The sequence below is a fragment of the Sphingobium sp. TomTYG65 genome, assembly GCF_055395525.1.
This window is the reverse complement of the sequence record NZ_AP027330.1, coordinates 939,242-958,511: the sequence shown is the minus strand read 5'-3', so window position 1 is coordinate 958,511 and position 19,270 is coordinate 939,242. Positions and strand designations below refer to the sequence as shown.

The 19,270-nt window shown below is 61.9% G+C and carries 17 protein-coding genes; 9 read left to right on the top strand and 8 right to left on the bottom strand.

All coding sequences use genetic code 11. The annotated features are described in order from the left end of the window. Positions 1 to 15 precede the first annotated feature (15 nt). From moaB to ACZ5Y5_RS04730, 3 genes are read right to left on the bottom strand one after another with little or no spacing between them, the layout of a single operon-like run. Positions 16 to 543, bottom strand: a complete 528-nt coding sequence (gene moaB / locus ACZ5Y5_RS04740) for a molybdenum cofactor biosynthesis protein B (protein ID WP_464810034.1) — start codon at positions 541 to 543, stop codon at positions 16 to 18. Next, positions 543 to 2,330, bottom strand: coding sequence for a lytic transglycosylase domain-containing protein (locus ACZ5Y5_RS04735; RefSeq protein ID WP_464810033.1), 1,788 nt, complete (start codon positions 2,328 to 2,330; stop codon positions 543 to 545). Before ACZ5Y5_RS04735 ends, moaB begins: the two co-directional genes overlap by 1 nt. After that, positions 2,330 to 3,025, bottom strand: a complete 696-nt coding sequence (locus tag ACZ5Y5_RS04730) for a uracil-DNA glycosylase family protein (protein ID WP_464810032.1) — start codon at positions 3,023 to 3,025, stop codon at positions 2,330 to 2,332. Before ACZ5Y5_RS04730 ends, ACZ5Y5_RS04735 begins: the two co-directional genes overlap by 1 nt. Positions 3,026 to 3,178: 153 nt before the next feature. Here ACZ5Y5_RS04730 and ACZ5Y5_RS04725 point away from each other — a divergent pair, with 153 nt between their 5' ends. Genes ACZ5Y5_RS04725 through ACZ5Y5_RS04690 form a run of 8 tightly spaced genes read left to right on the top strand, consistent with a single transcriptional unit; the run spans position 3,179 to position 12,754 of the window. After that, entirely contained in the window at positions 3,179 to 4,831 is a 1,653-nt protein-coding gene (locus ACZ5Y5_RS04725; protein ID WP_464810031.1) for an electron transfer flavoprotein-ubiquinone oxidoreductase, read from the top strand. A 28-nt stretch (positions 4,832 to 4,859) separates the two neighbouring features. Beyond that, positions 4,860 to 6,479: a tetratricopeptide repeat protein gene (locus ACZ5Y5_RS04720; RefSeq protein ID WP_464810471.1), complete on the top strand. Its 1,620-nt coding sequence runs from the start codon at positions 4,860 to 4,862 to the stop codon at positions 6,477 to 6,479. After that, positions 6,466 to 7,335: a 4-(cytidine 5'-diphospho)-2-C-methyl-D-erythritol kinase gene (locus ACZ5Y5_RS04715; protein WP_464810030.1), complete on the top strand. Its 870-nt coding sequence runs from the start codon at positions 6,466 to 6,468 to the stop codon at positions 7,333 to 7,335. The genes ACZ5Y5_RS04720 and ACZ5Y5_RS04715 overlap by 14 nt, the downstream gene beginning before the upstream one ends. Beyond that, positions 7,332 to 8,048: an N-formylglutamate amidohydrolase gene (locus tag ACZ5Y5_RS04710; protein ID WP_464810029.1), complete on the top strand. Its 717-nt coding sequence runs from the start codon at positions 7,332 to 7,334 to the stop codon at positions 8,046 to 8,048. Before ACZ5Y5_RS04715 ends, ACZ5Y5_RS04710 begins: the two co-directional genes overlap by 4 nt. A 45-nt stretch (positions 8,049 to 8,093) precedes the next feature. Then, positions 8,094 to 9,815 carry a dihydroxy-acid dehydratase gene (gene ilvD, locus ACZ5Y5_RS04705; protein ID WP_464810028.1) on the top strand — a complete coding sequence of 574 codons (1,722 nt, stop codon included), beginning with the start codon at positions 8,094 to 8,096 and terminating at the stop codon, positions 9,813 to 9,815. Continuing rightward, positions 9,802 to 10,164 (top strand): hypothetical protein, encoded by a 363-nt coding sequence (locus ACZ5Y5_RS04700; RefSeq protein WP_464810027.1) that lies wholly within the window; start codon positions 9,802 to 9,804, stop codon positions 10,162 to 10,164. Before ilvD ends, ACZ5Y5_RS04700 begins: the two co-directional genes overlap by 14 nt. After that, positions 10,161 to 11,549 carry an NAD(P)H-hydrate dehydratase gene (locus ACZ5Y5_RS04695; RefSeq protein WP_464810026.1) on the top strand — a complete coding sequence of 463 codons (1,389 nt, stop codon included), beginning with the start codon at positions 10,161 to 10,163 and terminating at the stop codon, positions 11,547 to 11,549. Before ACZ5Y5_RS04700 ends, ACZ5Y5_RS04695 begins: the two co-directional genes overlap by 4 nt. Next, positions 11,546 to 12,754 carry a class I SAM-dependent RNA methyltransferase gene (locus tag ACZ5Y5_RS04690; protein WP_464810025.1) on the top strand — a complete coding sequence of 403 codons (1,209 nt, stop codon included), beginning with the start codon at positions 11,546 to 11,548 and terminating at the stop codon, positions 12,752 to 12,754. Before ACZ5Y5_RS04695 ends, ACZ5Y5_RS04690 begins: the two co-directional genes overlap by 4 nt. 68 nt (positions 12,755 to 12,822) lie before the next feature. On the opposite strand, the gene ACZ5Y5_RS04685 is transcribed toward ACZ5Y5_RS04690, so the two are convergent. The 3 genes from ACZ5Y5_RS04685 to ACZ5Y5_RS04675 form a co-directional block, all read right to left on the bottom strand. Then, a complete protein-coding gene (locus ACZ5Y5_RS04685) occupies positions 12,823 to 14,013 on the bottom strand; it encodes a type III PLP-dependent enzyme (RefSeq protein ID WP_464810024.1) in 1,191 nt (396 codons plus the stop codon). Between the two features lie 147 nt (positions 14,014 to 14,160). Continuing rightward, positions 14,161 to 15,348: a carboxynorspermidine decarboxylase gene (locus ACZ5Y5_RS04680; protein WP_464810023.1), complete on the bottom strand. Its 1,188-nt coding sequence runs from the start codon at positions 15,346 to 15,348 to the stop codon at positions 14,161 to 14,163. Positions 15,349 to 15,476: 128 nt separating this feature from the next. Next, positions 15,477 to 16,682, bottom strand: a complete 1,206-nt coding sequence (locus ACZ5Y5_RS04675; RefSeq protein WP_464810022.1) for a saccharopine dehydrogenase family protein — start codon at positions 16,680 to 16,682, stop codon at positions 15,477 to 15,479. A gap of 300 nt (positions 16,683 to 16,982) precedes the next feature. On the opposite strand from ACZ5Y5_RS04675, the gene ACZ5Y5_RS04670 reads away from it, so the two are divergent. After that, complete coding sequence (locus ACZ5Y5_RS04670; protein ID WP_464810021.1) at positions 16,983 to 17,768, top strand: hypothetical protein; 786 nt, start codon at positions 16,983 to 16,985, stop codon at positions 17,766 to 17,768. Between the two features lie 17 nt (positions 17,769 to 17,785). Here the strand turns inward: ACZ5Y5_RS04670 and ACZ5Y5_RS04665 are convergent, their stop codons facing one another. Both ACZ5Y5_RS04665 and ACZ5Y5_RS04660 read right to left on the bottom strand, forming a co-directional pair. Beyond that, entirely contained in the window at positions 17,786 to 18,136 is a 351-nt protein-coding gene (locus ACZ5Y5_RS04665) for a GFA family protein (RefSeq protein WP_464810020.1), read from the bottom strand. A gap of 86 nt (positions 18,137 to 18,222) precedes the next feature. Beyond that, entirely contained in the window at positions 18,223 to 19,215 is a 993-nt protein-coding gene (locus tag ACZ5Y5_RS04660; protein ID WP_464810019.1) for a nucleoside hydrolase, read from the bottom strand. Positions 19,216 to 19,270: the final 55 nt, after the last annotated feature.

Below are 19,270 nucleotides of genomic sequence, written 5' to 3'. Positions count from 1 at the left end.
TGCAAGAGAGCTAGGTTAGCGCTCCATGAGCCGCGGCATGAGTTCGACGAAGTTGCAGGGACGAAAACGGCTGTCGAGCTGGCTCGAGAGTATGCCGTCCCAAGCATCCTTCACCGCGCCGGTCGATCCAGGGAGCGCGAATATATAGGTGCCGCGCGCTACGCAGGCGGTGGCGCGGGACTGGATGGTGGAGGTGCCGATCGTCTGATAACTGAGCCAGCGGAACAGCTCACCAAAACCCGGAATTTCTTTGTCCTGCACCTGCGCCAGAGCTTCCGGTGTTACGTCGCGGCCGGTGACGCCAGTGCCGCCCGTGGTGATGATGCAGTCAATTTGAGGATCGTCGATCCAGGCATGCAGACGCGCCACAATCGCCGCGCGATCATCCTTTTCGATGTGCCGCGCAGCCAATATGTGGCCCGCGCTCTTTATCCGCTCTGCCAATATGTCGCCGGACCGATCCTCCGCCAGCCCGCGCGTGTCGGACACGGTAAGAAGCGCGATGCGGACCGGCAAAAAGATCCGGTCTTCATCAATCGGCATCAGTCGGAGCCGCCAGCAATGCTCGGCGCGGCCAAATTGCCCTTGTGAGACAGGCGGACCATGCGCACACCTTTGGCGGTGGGGAAGGTCGGCCACATGCCTTGCGCCATGCCTGTCAAGCATTCGGCGCTGCCCTTGGCCTGGATCTGATACATCCAGTAATTACGCATGACGATGTTCACATAGGCGCGGGTTTCATAATAGGGCAGCGATTCGATGAAGAGCAGCGGATCGCCATTGTCCTTCACTTCGCTGTTCCACCGTTCAACCGGAAGCGGACCAGCATTATAGGCGGCCATCACTTTGGGAAGCAGCCCGCCGGTCGCGCTCATATTGCGAAGATTTTCCAGGTAGCGCTGGCCATATTCCATGTTGGTGGAGGGCACGAAGAGTTGTGCGGGGGACGCCAGCCCCATGTCGCTGCCAGTGCCGGGCAGGACCTGCATCAGCCCGCGCGCGCCCGCGCTGCTGACGACATCGCTGCGGAAGCCCGACTCCTGAAGAGTGTGAGCATAGATAAGCGCGGGATCGACGCGCCAGCCGCCGTCTGGACGCCAATCAGGCGCGGGGAAGCGTGCGAAGCTGTCGGGCTGCTTCCCCGCCGGGCCGTTATGAGCGAGCCAGAGTTGCGTCGCGGGCATGTTCAGCGCGCTAGCCAGGCGGAGCAGCGCATCATATTGGCCTGCGCCGCCAATACGCGCCTGATGGCGCACGAACTGGTCGGCCTTGGCCGTCTGTCCTATCGCCGCCAAGGCAATGGCGGCGCGCACATTGGGGCTGTCCTTCAACTGCTGCCAATCAGCCATGCTGAAACGCGGCGCAACTTTCGCGCCACCGACCGGCATTCCCAGCGTTTCGCGGGCGAGCAGGCCGTAGAAAGTCTCATCCGAACGGGCGGCGCTCTTCAGCAGAGCTTCGACTTTCTCGGCCTGTCCGCAGACCATATAGGCGCGGGCGGCCCAATAGGCGCCTGCAGCGCGCATGTCGGCATTACCGGCCATAGCGGCGACATTGGCGAAGGCAGGCGCAGCGGCGGTGCAATCATTCTGCCGCCATGAGGCAAGGCCAGTGGTCCAATGCGCCTGTACCGCCCAATCGCCGCCCGCGCGCGCTTCAAGCGCCTTGATTGCCATGCGGCGGGCATTCGCATCGTCATTTTCGATATAATAGGACCAAGCGACGCGCTGGCGAACTTCGGTCAGCCCTTCAGGTGTGAGACCCATTTCACCAGCTGCGAGGAGTGCTTCGGCGCCGGCGGGATCATCATTTTTTATGAAGGTGGTCATTTGCCCGACGAGCGCTTGCGCAGCCATGTCCGTCTTCGTCGCGGAAACATATTCGCGGCGGGGAGCCGAGCCGAGCCAGACCATCTTCTGCACCTGAGGCAAGGTGGGCAGAATGGTCGCGCCGCGCTTTTGCGCCAGGCGCGACAGCTGATCCGCGTTCGGGAGCCAGGAAGATTTGTTGATGAGTTCAAGAAGGTCGAACAGCTCTACGCGCGGGGAATCCTTCGCGACGTAAAGGTCGGAGAGGGCGACGGACCGGACCGGGTCCTGTGGATCGAGCGCCAGTATCATCGCCTTGGCTTCGACCCATTGCTGACCTGCCAGAGCAGCGAAGATCGCGTTGTAGCGCGCTTTGTCCGCGTCATCGACCTGCAGCGGGGATCGTGCGTTGGAGCTCAAGGCGGTGGGGAAGCTGCTCGTATCCGCCTGCGCGGGAAGGGCCGCTGCTGCTCCCATGGCGGCCAGGGCGAGGAACGACGATCGGGTCAGGGCGCGAATCACTAATGCATTTCCTCGGCCAGGCGTTGCAAAGCCCGCCAACTTTCCGCCTTCGCCGCCGGTTGTCCCAACAACAACCGCGGATGGAAAGTGGCAAGGGCAGGCACAATGCCGCCATCATGGTTAAAAAAGTGTAAATCATCCATTCCTGCCTTGTCTTGGACAGGAAGGAAGGTGCGGATCGTCCGGTCGCCCATAATCAACAGCCGGTCGGGCGCTGCGAGCGAAACATGGCTGCGCATGCGGTCAGCCGCGACGCTGAGGTCTGCTGCCTCTACCATGCCGCCCGGCGGCCGAGAGGAGAAGAGCGACGCAAGATAAATGTTGTCGCGCGAAAGGCCGATGGAGGCGAGCATGGCGTCGAATAGACGTCCCGCACGGTCGGCCAGCAATGATCCTGCCTCCATATCCACCGGGTCCGGCATGTCCGTTATCACCATGACCGGCGATTTCGCTTGCCCTTGGGGCAGGATCAGCGTGCCGGGCCAGCGGCGTTCAGGCTGATCGGGGGATTGGGTAAGCCATGTCCTGAATTCTTCGAGCGTAGCGGGCTTTGCCGAGGGCGCAGTGGCCGGGAACGGCGAAGGCGAGGGGCTGGCGGTCACCGGACGCAGCCAGTTCACGGGCGCCTCATCGGTGGCGCAATCGACGCCTGCCATATCCCACCACGCCAGATAGGCGCCGGCGGCGGCCGCCATGTCTTCCTGCATTATTCCCCGCATCGATCTTCTAGGGCCAGAGGTTGACGCCGAGGTCAAGAATCTTCATCGGCAGCGAGTGGTAAATCGTTTGAGTAATGCGGCAGCCGGACAGGAGAGGGAAACCAGCCGGCTCGTCGCGATGGAGGGACTATGAGCGAACGGGAATCGATGCCCTATGACATCGTCATCGTCGGTGGGGGACCGGCGGGGCTGTCCGCGGCGATCAGGCTGAAGCAACTGGCCGATGATGCCGGGCAGGAATTGGCCGTGTGCGTGCTGGAAAAGGGCTCGGAAATCGGCGCCCATATCCTGTCTGGCGCAGTCATCGATCCCAAGGCGCTGGACGAACTGCTGCCAGACTGGCGCGACATGGGCTGTTCGCTGGCGGAGGTGCCGGTTCGCGACAATCAGCATTGGTTCCTCACAAAACGTGGCAAGCTGCCCGTACCCCATATTTCGACGCCACGCTGGATGCATAACAAGGGCACCTATACCGGCTCGCTCGGCAATCTCTGCCGCTGGCTGGCTGAGCAGGCCGAGGGGCTGGGCGTCGAGATTTTCCCTGGCTTCGCCGCGGCCGAAATCCTTTACAATGAGGATGGATCGGTAAAAGGCGTCGCGACCGGGGACATGGGCATCGACCGCGAAGGCAATCGGAAGGCCGACTATCAGCCCGGCCTGGAATTGCATGCCAAATACACCTTCTTCGCTGAAGGCGCGCGCGGGCACCTTACCAAGATCCTGAAACGGCAGTTCGATCTGGAAAAGGATTGCGAGCCGCAGGTTTACGGCCTGGGCATGAAGGAACTGTGGGACATCGATCCTGCGAAGCACAAGCCGGGTCTTGTCATCCATACTCAGGGCTGGCCGCTGACGGACGCCTATGGCGGTGGTTTCCTTTATCATCAGGCCAATGGCCAGGTGGCTTTGGGCTTTGTGGTCGGTCTTGGCTACCGGAATCCCTATCTCTATCCGTTCGAAGAATTTCAGCGGTGGAAGCAGCATCCGGCCATCCGCGAATATCTTGAGGGCGGTCGCCGCGTCTCCTACGGTGCGCGCGCGATTAATGAGGGTGGCTGGCAGTCCGTGCCTAAGTTGGTTTTCCCTGGGGGCGCGCTGATCGGCTGCTCTGCGGGCTTCGTCAACGTGCCGCGCATCAAGGGCACGCATACCGCCATGAAGTCGGGCATGCTGGCCGCCGAAGCAGCGTTCGAGGCCATTCTGAACGAGCGGGCGCGCGATGTGCTGGACGATTATGAAGCACGCCTGCGTTCCAGCTGGGTCGCTGACGAACTGAAGCTGGTGAAGAATGCCGAGCCGCTGCTCGCCAAGTTCGGTAACACGATCGGCACGCTGCTGGCTGGCGTCGATATGTGGATGCGCACGCTGAAGATCGGCTTGCCCTTCACGATGAAGCACAAGCCCGATTGCGAGAAGATCTGGCCGAAGGAAATCGGTCACAAGATCGACTATCCCAAGGCTGACGGCGTCATCAGCTTTGACCGCTTGTCGTCGGTGTTCCTGTCGAACACCAATCATGAGGAGGATCAACCGGTTCACCTGCAGCTGAAGGATCCGTCTATCCCGATCAGCTACAACCTGCCCCTTTATGACGAACCGGCGCAGCGCTATTGTCCTGCGGGCGTCTATGAAGTGGTCGGTCAGGAAGAGGGCAATCCGCGCTTCCAGATCAACGCGCAGAATTGCGTCCACTGCAAGACGTGCGACATCAAGGACCCGACGCAGAATATCAACTGGGTCGTGCCCGAGGGCGGTGGAGGGCCGAACTATCCAAACATGTAGGCGTCTGCTCTTTTCGATCCTGTTGCCGATGCTGCCGGTCTTTCCGGCTGGCGCGTCGGTGGACCGAACGAGCGCGCTGCATGCCTATGCACGGGGCAGGTTGGCAGACAGCGACGGCGCGTCGGCGATAGCTCTGCGCAGCTATCGTGATGCGCTGGCCGGGGCTCCGGCCAGTCTTGAGGTTGCCAGGCGCTCTTACCTGCACGGCTTGATCAGCGGGGACATGGCGCTGGCTATGCGGTCGGCCAGGCTTCTCGACAGCAATGGCGTGCTGCCCCGCGACGGGACGCTGTTGTTCCTGTGCGATGCGCTGGTGCGCAGGGATTGGAACGGTGCGCGACAGGCGGCGGACCGAATGGCCGGTGAGGGCAATTTCGGTTTTCTTGCGCCTATCGTCCGTAGCTGGATTGCCGTGGGCGAAGGAAAGGGCGCGCCACCCAGCATCGACCCGGCGGATCGCTATGCGTCTTTGGCACGACGCTATATTGATGAACATGTGGCGCTTCAGGCGCTGGCCCGTGGCGATCTGGTCGAAGCGGGGCCAGCAATCAATCGCGCGCTGGCGTTGCGAACCGTGGACTTGCCGGAACTCAGACTCACTTTCGCTGCGCAGTTGGTCGGCCGGGGGGCGAAGGCGCAGGCCATGGCGTTGTTGCCCGACACTCAGGCCGTTTATGCGCGCGCGCGGGCCGATGTTGCGCGTGGCCGCGGTGCAGGGAAAGCAAGCGCCGCGCTGACGCCTAGGCAGGGCTTTGCGCGGCTGCTGGTGCGGTTGGCGGTGGACATTTCGTCGGACGACAGCACGCGGCTGCTCGGGATCAGGCTGGCCAGGATCGCCAGTTTCGCCAATCCGGAAGGGGTAGACGGGGCGCTCGCGCTGGCGCAGTTGCTGACCGAGGCAGGCTATGCCGACGAGGGCGCGCTCCAGGCGCGCAAAGTGGCGGCGGATGGTTGGTTCGGCTCGCTTGGGCAGGGCGCGCTGGTCGATGCGTTGGCGGTCTCGGGAGACAGCGCTGCTGCCATTGCGCTTGCCCGCCCGTTGGCGGAGACGCCCGGAGCGGACCCGGAAAGGTTAGTACGGCTTGGGCAATTGCTGGCCCAGGCGAGGGATTTTGGCGGCGCTGCAGATGCTTTCCGGAAGGCGGAGGCACGATATCCAGCGGGTGCGACGCCCTGGGCGTTGCTGCTGTTCCAGGGAAGCGCACTGGAGCAGGCCGGGCGGTGGGATGAGGCCCGAGCGGTGCTGGAACGCGCCGCGAAAATGGCGCCGGAGGAGCCTGCGGTCCTCAACTATCTCGGTTACGCTCAGGTCGAGCGGCGTCAAAATGTCCCGGCGGCGCTGGAGTTGTTGAAGAAGGCAAGCGCGCTCAAGCCGGAAGACGCCTCCATTACGGATTCGCTCGGATGGGCGCAGTTCGTGACAGGCGATGTGGAAGCGGCTGTGCCAGTTCTGCAACGTGCGGCTGAGGGAGCGCCAGCAGACGTCACGATCAACGAACATTTGGGCGACGCCTTATGGGCGGCCGGTCGGCGCTATGAAGCGCGCTATGCCTGGCGTGCGGCTGCGGTTTTCGCGGAAGGCGATGTAGCCACGCGCCTCAATGCGAAGATGAGAGAAGGGATGAAGGCTGAATATGCCGCTCCTTGACGCGGATATGCTGGTGGAAACGGCCTATGCGAAGGTGAACCTTGCCCTCCATGTCCGGGAGCGGCGGGCTGATGGCTATCATGCACTGGAAAGCATGTTCTCTTTCGCGCGTGATGGCGATCTGCTGGCGGCCGAGGTCACGGAGGACGGAAGCATCAGCCTGACGCTGGACGGTCCTTTCGCAGACATGCTTGAGGCAGGCGAAGGCAATCTGGTGATGAAGGCCGCGCGCCTGTTGCAGGAGCAGTTGGACGGAAAGCGGGGCGCTGCGATCCGATTGACAAAGAATTTGCCCGTGGCCTCCGGCATCGGCGGAGGGTCTGCGGATGCGGCCGCGGCTTTGCGGCTTCTCAATCGGTTGTGGGGAGCGCAGTTGCCGACAGCTGAGTTGGAACGGTTCGGCCTGATGCTGGGCTCCGACGTTCCAGCGTGTATCAGCAGCGTCACGCAGATGGTGCGCGGACGCGGTGAGGTGCTGGAGCAGCGCCAAGTGCACGGACTGACGCGCATGCCGATGCTGCTGGTCAATCCCGGTGTCGGGCTCTCAACGGCGCAGGTCTTCAAGGGTTGGGATCAGCAGGACCGTGGGCCGCTCGACGCCGGCACGCTGGAAGATCTCGTTGTCAGGGGGCGCAACGATCTGGAACCGCCTGCAATCCAGGCGGCGCCCATTATCGCTGAAGTGCTGGCGTTGCTGCACGGGCAGGCAGGCGTCGAGCTCGCCCGCATGTCGGGATCGGGGGCGACCTGCTTCGCACTATTTGACCAAGCCGAAAGCAGGAGCGCAGCAGCCAAGGCGCTCGCCGCACGACGGCCTGGCTGGTGGATCATGGAAACGGAGATAGGGGGAGCGTGAGAGAGGCTTTCACACAGATCGACGGCGGGGCGCTCGACCTGCTGATTATCGCGGATCATGCCTCGGCTCATGTGCCTGCCGACATCGACCTTGGCATCGATGCGGCCCTGCTGACCAACCACATCGCGATCGATATCGGCGTGGCGGAGGTCAGTCGCCTGCTGGCGGAGCAACTGGGCTGCACGGCCATATTGGGCGGCGTGTCGCGTCTGGTGATTGATCTCAATCGCGAAGACGATGCGCCCGGATTGCTGCCGGTGATGAGCGACGGTCATGTCATTCCGGGCAATCGTCAGGTCGACCTGGCCGAGCGGATGATCCGCTTTCACCATCCTTATCACCATCAGATAGGGCGGTTGCTGGACGGCATGACGTCACCTTTCATCCTGTCGGTCCACAGCTTCACGCCCAATCTGGCGAGTGATCCTCATGCCGAACGGCCTTGGGACATCGGCGTTCTCTATAATGAGGATGATCGCGCGGCGCGGATTGCCATTCCGCTGCTGGAGGAGGCTGGCCTGCAGGTCGGGGATCAACTCCCTTATTCGGGTAAGCTGCTCAACGCGACGATGAACCGACATGCCGAGGCAAACGGCATTCCCTATTTGGGGATCGAGATGCGGCAGGACCTGGTCGCTAACCCGCAAGGGCAGAGCCGCTTCGCCAGCATAATAGGCCCCATCGTGCTACAATGCCGCAATAGCCTTGCGTGACTCGTCCCTTTTTGGAAAGGAGGCCGCGCAAGAAGGGTAGGTTTTATGTCTCACACGTTCGACAAGTCGAAACTGCCGAGCCGTCATGTCTCGGTTGGTCCGGAGCGGGCTCCGCATCGCAGCTATTATTATGCGATGGGCCTGACCGAGGAAGAGATTGGCCGCCCCTTCGTAGGTATTGCCTCCGCTGGCAACGACAGCGCGCCTTGCAACACGACGCTCGACATGCAGGCCGATTGGTGCCGCCAAGGGGTGAACGAAGCGGGCGGCATGCCCCGCCGTTTCAACACGATCACCGTTACCGATGGCATCGCCATGGGGCATCAGGGCATGAAAAGCTCGCTGGCGAGCCGCGAAGTGATCGCGGACTCGGTTGAGCTTTCGGTGCGCGGCCATTGTTATGACGCGCTCGTGACCTTCGCGGGTTGCGACAAGTCGCTGCCGGGCATGATGATGGCGATGCTGCGCCTGAACGTTCCGTCGATCTTCGTCTATGGCGGATCGATCCTGCCTGGCCGGTTCGAGAACCGTGATGTCACGGTCGTAGATGTGTTCGAGGTGGTCGGCAAATATGCGGCAGGCGCTTGCCCGCTGAAGGATGTGATCGCGCTCGAAAAGGTGGCTTGCCCCGGTCACGGCGCATGCGGCGGGCAATATACCGCCAACACCATGGCATGCGTTGGCGAGGCGATCGGCCTGTCGCTGCCCAACAGCAACATGGCGCCCGCACCCTACAAGAGCCGCGAGGAAGTCGCGGTCGCTGCAGGGCGTCAGGTCATGGAATTGCTGGCGAAGAATATCCGGCCCCGCGACATCTGTACGCGTGAGGCTTTCGAGAATGCTGCCCGCATTGTTGCGGCAACGGGCGGATCGACCAATGGCGCGCTGCACCTGCCCGCCATGGCGAACGAGTGCGGCATCGACTTCGATCTGTTCGATGTCGCCGAGATCTTCAAATCGACCCCCTACATCGCTGATCTGAAGCCGGGCGGCAAATATGTCGCCAAGGACATGTACGACGCTGGGGGCGTTTACATGCTGATGAAGACGTTGCACGACAACGGCCTGCTGCATGGCGACTGCATGACTGTCACGGGCAAGACCATCGCCGAGAATATCGAGGAAGTGACCTGGAACCCCGACCAGAAGGTCATTTATGACGTCAAGTCGCCGATCACTCCGACGGGCGGCGTCGTCGGCCTGAAGGGTACGCTGGCCCCCAATGGCGCGATCGTGAAGGTGGCGGGCATGCACCGGCTCCAGTTTGAAGGGCCCGCCCGCGTCTTTGACTGCGAGGAGGATGCCTTCGCTGCCGTTGAGGCGCGGGATATCGCCGAAGGTTCTGTGATCATCATCCGCTATGAAGGGCCGAAGGGCGGCCCCGGCATGCGCGAGATGCTGTCCACCACGGCGGCGCTCTACGGCCAGGGCATGGGCGAGAAGGTCGCGTTGATCACCGATGGGCGCTTCTCAGGCGCGACCCGCGGCTTCTGCATCGGCCATGTCGGGCCAGAAGCGGCCGAGGGCGGCCCGATCGCGCTGGTCGAAAATGGCGATATCATCGCCATCGATGCAGAGGCGGGGACGATCGACCTTAAGGTGTCCGAGTCCGTGCTGGCCGAGCGTCAGAAGAATTGGAGACCCCGCCAGAATGATTATCAGGCGGGCGCGCTGTGGCGCTATGCACAGAATGTGGGACCGGCTTACAAGGGGGCGGTGACGCATCCCGGAGCGAAGGCCGAAACCCATGTCTATGCGGATATCTGACAAGATCGCCGGGGTGGGGCTGCTATGCCTCGCCCTGGCTGCTTGTGATTCTGAGCCGGTAGCTTCGGGGTACTCAAGCCATCAAGCCGTTGCCGATTGCGCCATCGGAACGGCGGCAGGGTGGACGCGAAGTTGTCGGGCTGAGCAGGAAGGCGCGCTGCTCACCCTACGCCATGCCGATGGTGGATTTCGGCGGTTCACGATTTTGGATGATGGACGGGGGTTGGCTGCTGCGGACGGCGCTGAACCGGCGAACGTCGCCATCATCGACAAGGGCCAGATCGAAATTGGGGTAGGTGGGGACCGTTATCGTCTGCCCGCCACCGTTACCGGGACGACTGAACAATGACAGGCACGCCTGTCCTGACCGCTGCCCAGATGCGGGAGGCCGAGCAGGCGGTAATCGCCAGCGGTGTTCCTGAATATGAATTGATGGAAAGGGCAGGTGCAGCGGCAGCGGAGATCATCTGGCGCGGCGGGGCCAAGCGCGACCTTCTGGTGCTTTGCGGGCCGGGCAACAATGGCGGCGACGGCTTTGTCATCGCCCGCCTGCTGCGCGCCCGCGGCGTGCCTGTGCGGGTTGCCGCTTTGGGAGACAGCAGGACGGAGTCGAGTCAAAAGGCGCGAGCGGCGTGGAATGGCCCTGTTGAACAGTTGGGGGAAGCGGCGCCAGCTACGCAGATCGTCGATGCGCTTTTTGGCACGGGGCTTTCCCGGGGACTTGATGGGGTCGTTGCGGACCGTTTGTTAGAGCTTAGCGGGCGGGCGAGCTTCAGCTATGCGATCGATGTGCCGAGTGGCGTTCATACCGACAGCGGGGCATTGCTGTCGCGCGTGCCGCATTTCGGCGTGTGCATCGCTTTGGGAGCTCTGAAGCCGGCTCATATGCTGCATCCGGCGGCGGGTTATTTTCGTCGATTGGTCTGTGCGGACATTGGTATCGCTGCGCCGGACGAAGTGCATCGCCTGTCCGCTCCGCATTTGGTTCAGCCGCTTGCATCGGACCACAAGTATAGCCGAGGCTTGGTCGCGGTCGTTTGCGGCAGCATGGCGGGTGCTGGAAGGCTTGCCGCTCAAGCGGCCGCACGGTCGGGCGCAGGCATGGTGCGTCACCTTGCGCCCAAGGATGCCCCCGTTGGATTGGATGCGATCGTCACGATACAGGCCAAGAGCGCAGCGATCTTAGGGGACCTCCTCGCCGATGACCGACTGGCTGTGGTGGTTGTCGGGCAGGGGCTGGGCCGAGATGAAGACGCGAATTCACGTTTGGGCGCGGCCCTGATTTGTGGATATCCGCTAGTCCTTGATGCCGACGCGCTGACGCTGCTTGGCGGCAGAGTAGATGCGATACCCGCCGGTTCGATCCTGACGCCGCATGAAGGGGAATTTGCGCGGCTGTTCGCTGATCTCAATGGCGACAAGATCACGCGCGCCCGGCATGCGGCGGAGCGCGCTCGTTCGGTGGTTATCCTTAAAGGCGCCGACAGCGTGATTGCTTCCCCGGACGGGCGGATTGCTGTTTCGGCTACTGGCTCGCCCTGGCTATCGACAGCTGGAACGGGCGATGTGCTGGCGGGATTGGTTGCGGGGAGGCTGGCCGTCACGTCCGATCCTTTTCGGGCCGCATGCGAGGCCGTATGGCTCCATTGTGAAGCCGCGAGGCGTGCTGGAGCGGCCTTTGTTGCGGATGATTTGATTGCACAGCTGCCAGCGGCTATCGCATCGCGCTTGTGACCCATAACGATACTGATCTTGTCGTTCGCATCGCCGCCAAAGGCGATGGCGTGACCGCCGGTGGACGGCATGTAGCGCTTGCTGCCCCCGGCGATCGCCTACTAGCGGACGGCGGACTATCATACGGCCCGCATCATGCCGAACCGCCCTGCGTGCACTTTCCGGTTTGTGGCGGCTGCGAACTTCAGCATGTGGATGAGGAAAGTCTCGCCGCCTTTGTCACCGCGCGTGTTACCGGGCCTTTGGCTGGACAGGGGGTCGCGGCGCAGACCGTGCTGCCGGCGCATGTCTCGCCGCCTCGGACGCGTAGGCGCGCTTCGCTGCGGGCTGCGCGAGAAGGGCAACGCATCGTCATTGGCTTTGCTCAATCGGGCAGTCACAAGCTGATCGATCTCAAGATGTGCGAGATATTGGACCCGAGGCTCTTTGCGCTGATCGCACCGCTTCGCGCGTTGCTCCCTTTGATCCTGCCGGACAAAAGGGCGGCGCATGTCCGAATGTCGATCACGGACCAGGGAATAGATCTGCTGCTGGAGGGCGTCCGGCTCGAGGGACTGGCAGCGGATGAGGCGCTGCGGGACTTCGCGGCGGCCTGGACACTGGCACGGCTGACGATTGATGAGGGTGATGGGCAGCAAGTGCGATGGGAGCCTGAACCAGTCACGGTGAGCTTCGGCGGCGTTGCGGTGGGCTTTCCCGCCTTTGCCTTCCTCCAGGCGACGCCGGATGGCGAAGCGGCCTTGGTCGAGTTTGTGCGTCAAGCTTTGCCTGCGCAAGGGGCGGTGGCGGATCTGTTCTGTGGTCTTGGCACGTTCGCCCTCGCGATCGGAAGCGGGCGGGCCGTCTATGCTGCGGAAGGGGCGCGGGATTTGGTGATGTCGCTCAAGCTTGCGGGCAACCGTGCGCAGCGGCGGATGGTGGCGGATCATCGCGATCTGTTCAGGCGGCCGCTGACGCCCGAGGAGCTTAATCGATTTGCGGCAGTGGTTATCGATCCGCCGCGCGCGGGGGCGCGGGAGCAGGTTATGCAGCTGGCGGCGTCGACGGTTCCGCTGATCGCTTATGTGTCGTGCAACCCGGCGAGTTTCGCGCGGGATGCGGCGCATCTGGTCGCTGGCGGCTATGTGCTGGAGAGCGTCAAGCCGGTGGGGCAGTTCCGCTGGTCAACACATGTCGAACTGGCCGCGACTTTCCGACGGAGATAAAAATCGTCCCTCGCCGCATATTTGCAGCGAGGGACAGGCACCCTCTCCAAAGGGGAGCTTGAGCCTTTTTAGCCCAGCTTGATGACAGTTGCGCGACGGCGCGCGGGGACCGGATCGGCGTAGAGGCTGGCCATAGGCTCATCCTCAACCTCGATGATGGCTTCGGAGGTGAAGCCGTTGAAACCGGTGCGCATCGCCGCGCCATAGGCGCCGAGCATGCCGATTTCGATATAGTCGCCCGCAGCCACATCGTTTGGCAGCATGAAAGGGCCGACCATATGGTCCATGTCGTCGCAGGTGGGGCCGTAGAAGGAAAAGCCGGTCAGCTCCGCCTCGCTCTCGTCCTCGCGCAGCAGTGCAACGGGGAAACGCCAGCCGATATGCGCAGCGTCGAACAAAGCGCCATATGCGCCATCGTTGATGTAGAGTTCGGTCCCGCGGCGACGCTCTACGCGAACGATGATGGAGCTATATTCAGCCGAAAGAGCACGGCCGGGTTCGCACCACAATTCTGCCGAATAGCTGACGGGCAGGCTTTCAAAGCCACGGTAGATGGCGTCGAAATAGGCTTCCAGCGCAGGAGGCTCCATGCCGGGATAGACGGACGGGAAGCCGCCGCCGACATCGATGATATCAACCGTGACAGCTGCATCGACGATGGCGGCACGAACGCGTTCGATGGCGTCGCTATACGCCTGCGGGCTCATCGCCTGGCTGCCGACATGGAAGCAGATGCCGAGCGCATCGGCGGCCTGACGGGTAGCCATCAGCAGTTCGCGGGTTTCGCCCAGCTCTGCGCCGAACTTGGACGCGAGGCTGAGTTCCGAATGTTCTGAAGACACGCGCAGGCGGACGCAGAGTTCCAGGTCCGTGGCGTCGTTGGTTGCGCGCATGATCTTGGCCAACTCGTCGAGCGTATCGAGCGAGAAGGTGCGCACGCCATGAATGTTATACGCCTCGGCAATGGCTTCCTCAGCCTTTACCGGATGCATGAAGCACAGCTTCGCCTGCGGAAGCGTTTCCGCGACTAGGCGAACCTCGGCGATCGAGGCGACGTCATAATGCGTTATTCCGCTGTCCCAAAGGGTCCGGAGCAGATCCGGAGAGGGATTGGCCTTTACAGCATAGAGCGAGCGCCCCTGAAACTTCTGAGTGAAGAATCGGGCGGCGCGGGCCGCAGCCTGCGGGCGGATCAGCGTTACCGGTGCTGCCGGTTTGAGGGCGGTTGCTACCCCCAGCGCGCTATGGTGCTTGTGCAACTCAAGGGACCTCCAGTGTAGTCGTGGCAAACAAGCTGCCTTGCGGTGGAAGTCCCATGGGGCAGCGGAAGGGCGATATATGCGTAGGGGTCCCCCCTGTAAAGCGCGCGTGTAAATTTTGTTGCGCGCCCAGCTATGAAATGTGCGTCACGAGAGACGGGACTTGAAGTCTTGGTAGGAAAAGCGCCGGATTTCCTGGAGTTCGTCAGTCTTTGAGTTCCAAAGCCAGATGCCCGGCAGCGGCACGCCGTTGAATGTGTTGGTCTTTACCATCGAATAATGGGCTTGGTCGAGGAAGGCGATCCGCCGCCCCGGAGTCGCGCCGCCGGGGACTCGGTAGTCGCCGATGATGTCGCCTGCCAGGCAGGAGGGGCCGCCGAGTCGAGTGGCGGGGCCGTCCATTTCCTCATGGAGCATGGCCGGGCGATAAGGCGCCTCGATGACGTCGGGCATGTGGCAGGTTGCGGAGATGTCGGTGATCGCGACGGGCATGCCGTTGTCGATGACGTCGAGGATTTCGCCGATCAAAATACCTGCGTCGAGCGCCATGGCCTCGCCGGGTTCGATATAGAGTTCAAGGCCGGTTTGCGCCTTGATCCGCAGCAGGAAGGCGATCAGGTCGTCAATTTGGTAATCGGCGCGCGTGACATGATGGCCGCCGCCGAAGTTGAGCCATTTGAGGCCGCGGACATGCGGCATTACGCGCGATTCGATCGCCGCCCAGGTGCGTTCGAGCGGCAGAAAATCCTGTTCGCAGAGGTTGTGCACGTGGAGGCCATCGACACCGTCCAGATGTTCAGGGCGCAGCTGATCGATCGGGAAACCCAGACGGCTGTGCGGCTGAGAGGGGTCATATTTGGGCACTTCACCCTCCGCGTGGAGGGGATTTATGCGCAGGCCGATGTCGAAGTTCACACCGTTCATGCGAGCATTGTCGATGACCGGTTTCAGGCGCGCAATTTGGCCAGGGCTGTTGAAGATGACGTGGTCGGAAATCTTGAGGATCTCGGCCAGATCGTCCGGCTTATAGGCTGCGCAGTAGGTGGCGACTTCCTTGTCACCGTGGGCGCCAGCATATTCCTCCCGGCCGAGACGGGCTTCATAGATGCCCGATGCGCATACGCCGTCGAGATATTCCGCGACGACGGGGCCGAGGGACCACATGGAGAAAGCCTTGAGCGCGCCAAGAACCTTGATCCCCGCGCGATCGCCGATGTCGCGCAGGATGCTGAGGTTACGGCGCACCGCAGCCTCATCCACGACGAAGGCGGGAGAGGGGACGCGGTGGAGGTCGAATTGTGCGAAGGCGGCGGGGTCGCCGGCTTTGGTTTCCATGGGTCGTTCCACTCCAGACACCTCCACCGTCACCCCGGGCTTGACCCGGGGTCCCGCTGCCTCAAGCAACGGTGGAGAAGAAGCGGGACCCCGGCTCAGGGCCGGGGTGACGATCCTCTGAGGGATCGTCAGAAATCCAGCGGCTTATCCAATTCCTTCACCTGCCAGGGCAGGCCGTGCTTGTTCAGCATGTCCATGAAGGGATCGGGATCGAACTGTTCGATGTTGAACACCCCTTCGCCCTTCCATGCGCCGGTGAGCATGAGTGCCGCGCCGATCATCGCCGGGACGCCGGTGGTGTAGCTGACCGCCTGATTGCCGGTTTCGGCATAGGCGTCCTCATGGTCGCAGACATTATAGACATAGACCGTCTTTTGCTGGCCGTCCTTCTGTCCGGTGGCGATGTCGCCGATGTTGGTCTTGCCCTTGGTGGTCGAACCCAGGCTCGACGGCTCGGGAAGCACGGCCTTCAGGAACTGGAGCGGGATGATTTCCTGGCCATTGTAGATGACGGGATCGATGCGCGTCATCCCGACATTCTGCAGCACTTCTAGATGCTTGAGGTAAGCATCGCCGAACGTCATCCAGAAGCGGATGCGCTTGATTTCGGGATAGTGTTTGGCGAGCGATTCCAGTTCCTCATGATACATGAGGTACATGTTCTTTTCGCCGACCTGATCGAAGTCGAACACCTGCTTGTGCTTCAGAGCGGGGCCTTCGACCCACTTGCCGCCTTCCCAGTGGCGGGAGGGAGCGGTGACTTCGCGGATGTTGATTTCCGGGTTGAAGTTGGTGGCGAAATGCTGGCCATGGTCGCCGCCATTGCAGTCGAGAATGTCGAGCGTGTCGATGCGGTCGAGCAGATGCTTCTTGATGTAGCTGGCGAACACGCTGGTGACGCCGGGGTCGAAGCCCGAACCAAGGAGCGCCATGATGCCGGCTTCCTTGAAGCGGTCCTGATAGGCCCACTGCCAGCTATATTCGAACTTGGCGGTGTCGCGGGGCTCGTAATTGGCGGTATCGAGATAATCGGTCTTGGTCGCGAGGCACGCGTCCATGATCGCGAGGTCCTGATAGGGCAGGGCCAGATTCACGACCAGCTTGGGCTGCACCTTCTCGATGAGGGCAATCGTCTCTTCGACATTGTCGGCATCCACCTGGGCCACGTCGATAGTGACGCCGGTGCGGGCCTTCACCGATTCGGCGACCTTCTCGCAGCTGATGATGCGGCGGCTGGCGAGCGTGATGTGGCTGAAAATATCAGGGTTCATCGCCATCTTGTGAACCGCGACAGAACCGACGCCGCCCGCGCCGATGACCAGAACCTTGCTCAATTCAACTGCTCCATACGTGAAGCGCGCCCGATGCGCGAAAGCGCCCATATAGGGAGTTGGCGTTACAGCGCAAAGTCAGACATGCGCGTCTGCCTTGGCTCCGTTCTTTTCGGACGTAGGCCCGCCGCGCGGAGAGGGGGGCTGCGATAGCGGTTTCTCGACTGAGCTCGAAACGAACGAGTGGGAGGAGCGCTCGAACCAACGGCATGGAGCTTGTCCATCATCCATCGTTGCCCTTGCGTCATTTTCCCTTTCAGGTGAGACTTGTCCCCGCCGGAATCTCGATGGGGATAGGGAAAGATGGCTACAATCAGCAGTGATATTTCGCCTGGCCGCGGTTTCCAGGATTCCGAGCGGCAATTTTTTCGGGTGATGGCGATCGTGATGGCGACGATCGTGGTGGCGGGCTTTGCGGTCAACTTGGCGATGGGGCGATCCACCTTTGCTGTGCCGCCAGTCTATCATCTTCACGCCTTTGTCTTTTTCGGATGGGTAGCGCTCTACGTCGCACAAAACTGGCTGATCGCGGGAAATCGCATCGCTTTGCACCGGAAGCTGGGCATGATCGCCTATGGCTGGGTCCCGCTGATGATCGTGATGGGGTTTGTCATCATGATCACCGCGCTACGGCGAACCGGGGGCCCGTTTTTCTTCGACCAGAATGAGTTTCTGTTCAGCAATTCGATGCTGTTGATCCTGTTTGGCGCAATGGTGATGGTGGCGTTGCGTCGCCGCCGTCACACGGGCTGGCACCGGCGATTGATGCTGACGGCAATGTCGATCCTGACCGGGCCAGGATTGGGACGGCTGCTGCCGATGCCGCTGTTCATGCCCAATGCGTGGCGGATCATGATGGTCGTGACGTTGGTCTTCCCGGTGATCGGCATGATCGCCGACAAGCGGCGACATGGAAGGGTGCATGCGGCGTGGTGGTGGGGCGTAGGCGCCATCGTACTGACCCAGATCATCGCGGATGTGGTCGCCTACAGCAGTTGGGGCGTTGGTATCACGCAGGCGGTGCTTGAAGGATCAGCGGGCAGTTCCCGGCCGATGGCGGCATTCCTGCCGCCGGGGTTTGGTTCCTGAGCCGAGGGATTGCGGCGTCAGAAGCTGGCGCCGTCCACCTTGTTGACCTTGAGCGCGTCGAGATCGACTTCCGGTACACAGCGCAGGTTGATCGCCTGCATGGCTGACCCGTCTGGCCCCTTCCCCTGAGCGAAGGCTTGGCAACCGCAGGTGCTGCAGAACTGGTGCGTGATGTTGTGTTTGTAGAATTGGTAGTCTGTCAGCTTGTCAGCGCCGCTGTTCAGGGTGAATTGGTCGGCAGGCACGAAGGTGAGCAGGAAGCCCTTTCGCCGGCAATGGGAGCAGTTGCAGGACATGGCTTCGCCGGGCGTATCGGCGGATACGGTGAAGGTGACTGCGCCGCAATGGCAGCTTCCGGTGTAGGGCATGAGGCAGGCTCCCTCTCAAGATTGCGATCTATCCGATCAACTGCTTGGCAGATCAACAGATTGGCCGCCGTTTATCAACGCACTTGCTATTTCTCTGAAGCCAAGCGGAGTTTCGCGTAAAAGTCGGCGAGCATCATCCGGACATCGATAGTTTTGTAAACGCGGATCTTTCGGCCGTCCTGCCTTGGCTGCGGGTTGCCGTTGCGGTCCAGTATCGGTGCCTGCACTTCATTGAAGGCGCTGGAACTGGTTCGCTCATATTTGGGGCGGGGTCCGAACTGACTGGGCACCCAGTCGGTCAAGGCGGTCAGCACCACCAGAGGATTGTCCCCCAGTATCCAGGTTTCACCCGTATTCATGCGGAACCCGGCCATTTTGGCATTGGCGGCAAGCAGCTTTTCATAAAGCCACTGCCCCGTTCTGCCGGAGGAGCCGACATTGACCTGCAATTCGGAAGCGGACACCAGGCATGTGGCATAGGCTTCGCGTGGCACCTGCCACAGGGGAACGGCCGTTTCGTTGAAGATATATTGTGCGGCAAGCGGATCTATGGCGAAATTATACTCCCGCTCTGCCGCATCCTTGGCCAGTGTGCCGCCAATCCAGACCAATGTGAAGCGGTCTGCGATCGAGGGTTCGAGCATGATCGCGCTCGCTACTTCGGTCAGGCCGCCTCCTACAGCGACATAGAGGGGCAAAGCACTGTCCGCGCGCATTGCTTCATCGATAATCGCCTGCGTGCCGGGCGAGCGGTCTGGAGCTTTGTCCGTGGCCAGCTTGCGCGGGGCGCCGATGTGGACGGGGACTTTGCCATCGCGGCCGGTCAGGCGCAGCATCTCCTGCGCCAGGACGGTAGAATCTTCCGCGGTTTCGGTGCGGTTGCCGGTTCCCGTCCCGATGATGCCGCGAAGATCGATCGAGGGTGACAAGAGCGCGTGGATCGCAGCGAACAGGCCATCGACATCGCCGCTTAGGTCATTGACGAACATCACACGCGCACGAGGACCGGCCTGTGGTGCGAAGGGCGTCTGTCCCGGCCTGGCGAGCACCTTGGTGGAAGGAAGGGAGATGCTGGTCAATGCAGTTAGCGAAAGGGCAGCTATCGCCTGTCTTCGATCGATGCTCATTTTCTTC

Coding starts and splice junctions, on each gene's coding strand:
- moaB (WP_464810034.1), bottom strand. CDS start 543: ATGCCGATTGATGAAGACCGGATCTTTTTGCCGGTCCGCATCGCGCTT.
- ACZ5Y5_RS04730 (WP_464810032.1), bottom strand. CDS start 3,025: ATGGCGGCCGCCGCCGGCGCCTATCTGGCGTGGTGGGATATGGCAGGC.
- ACZ5Y5_RS04725 (WP_464810031.1), top strand. CDS start 3,179: ATGAGCGAACGGGAATCGATGCCCTATGACATCGTCATCGTCGGTGGG.
- ACZ5Y5_RS04720 (WP_464810471.1), top strand. CDS start 4,860: ATGCTGCCGGTCTTTCCGGCTGGCGCGTCGGTGGACCGAACGAGCGCG.
- ACZ5Y5_RS04715 (WP_464810030.1), top strand. CDS start 6,466: ATGCCGCTCCTTGACGCGGATATGCTGGTGGAAACGGCCTATGCGAAG.
- ilvD (WP_464810028.1), top strand. CDS start 8,094: ATGTCTCACACGTTCGACAAGTCGAAACTGCCGAGCCGTCATGTCTCG.
- ACZ5Y5_RS04700 (WP_464810027.1), top strand. CDS start 9,802: ATGCGGATATCTGACAAGATCGCCGGGGTGGGGCTGCTATGCCTCGCC.
- ACZ5Y5_RS04695 (WP_464810026.1), top strand. CDS start 10,161: ATGACAGGCACGCCTGTCCTGACCGCTGCCCAGATGCGGGAGGCCGAG.
- ACZ5Y5_RS04680 (WP_464810023.1), bottom strand. CDS start 15,348: ATGGAAACCAAAGCCGGCGACCCCGCCGCCTTCGCACAATTCGACCTC.
- ACZ5Y5_RS04670 (WP_464810021.1), top strand. CDS start 16,983: ATGGCTACAATCAGCAGTGATATTTCGCCTGGCCGCGGTTTCCAGGAT.
- ACZ5Y5_RS04665 (WP_464810020.1), bottom strand. CDS start 18,136: ATGCCCTACACCGGAAGCTGCCATTGCGGCGCAGTCACCTTCACCGTA.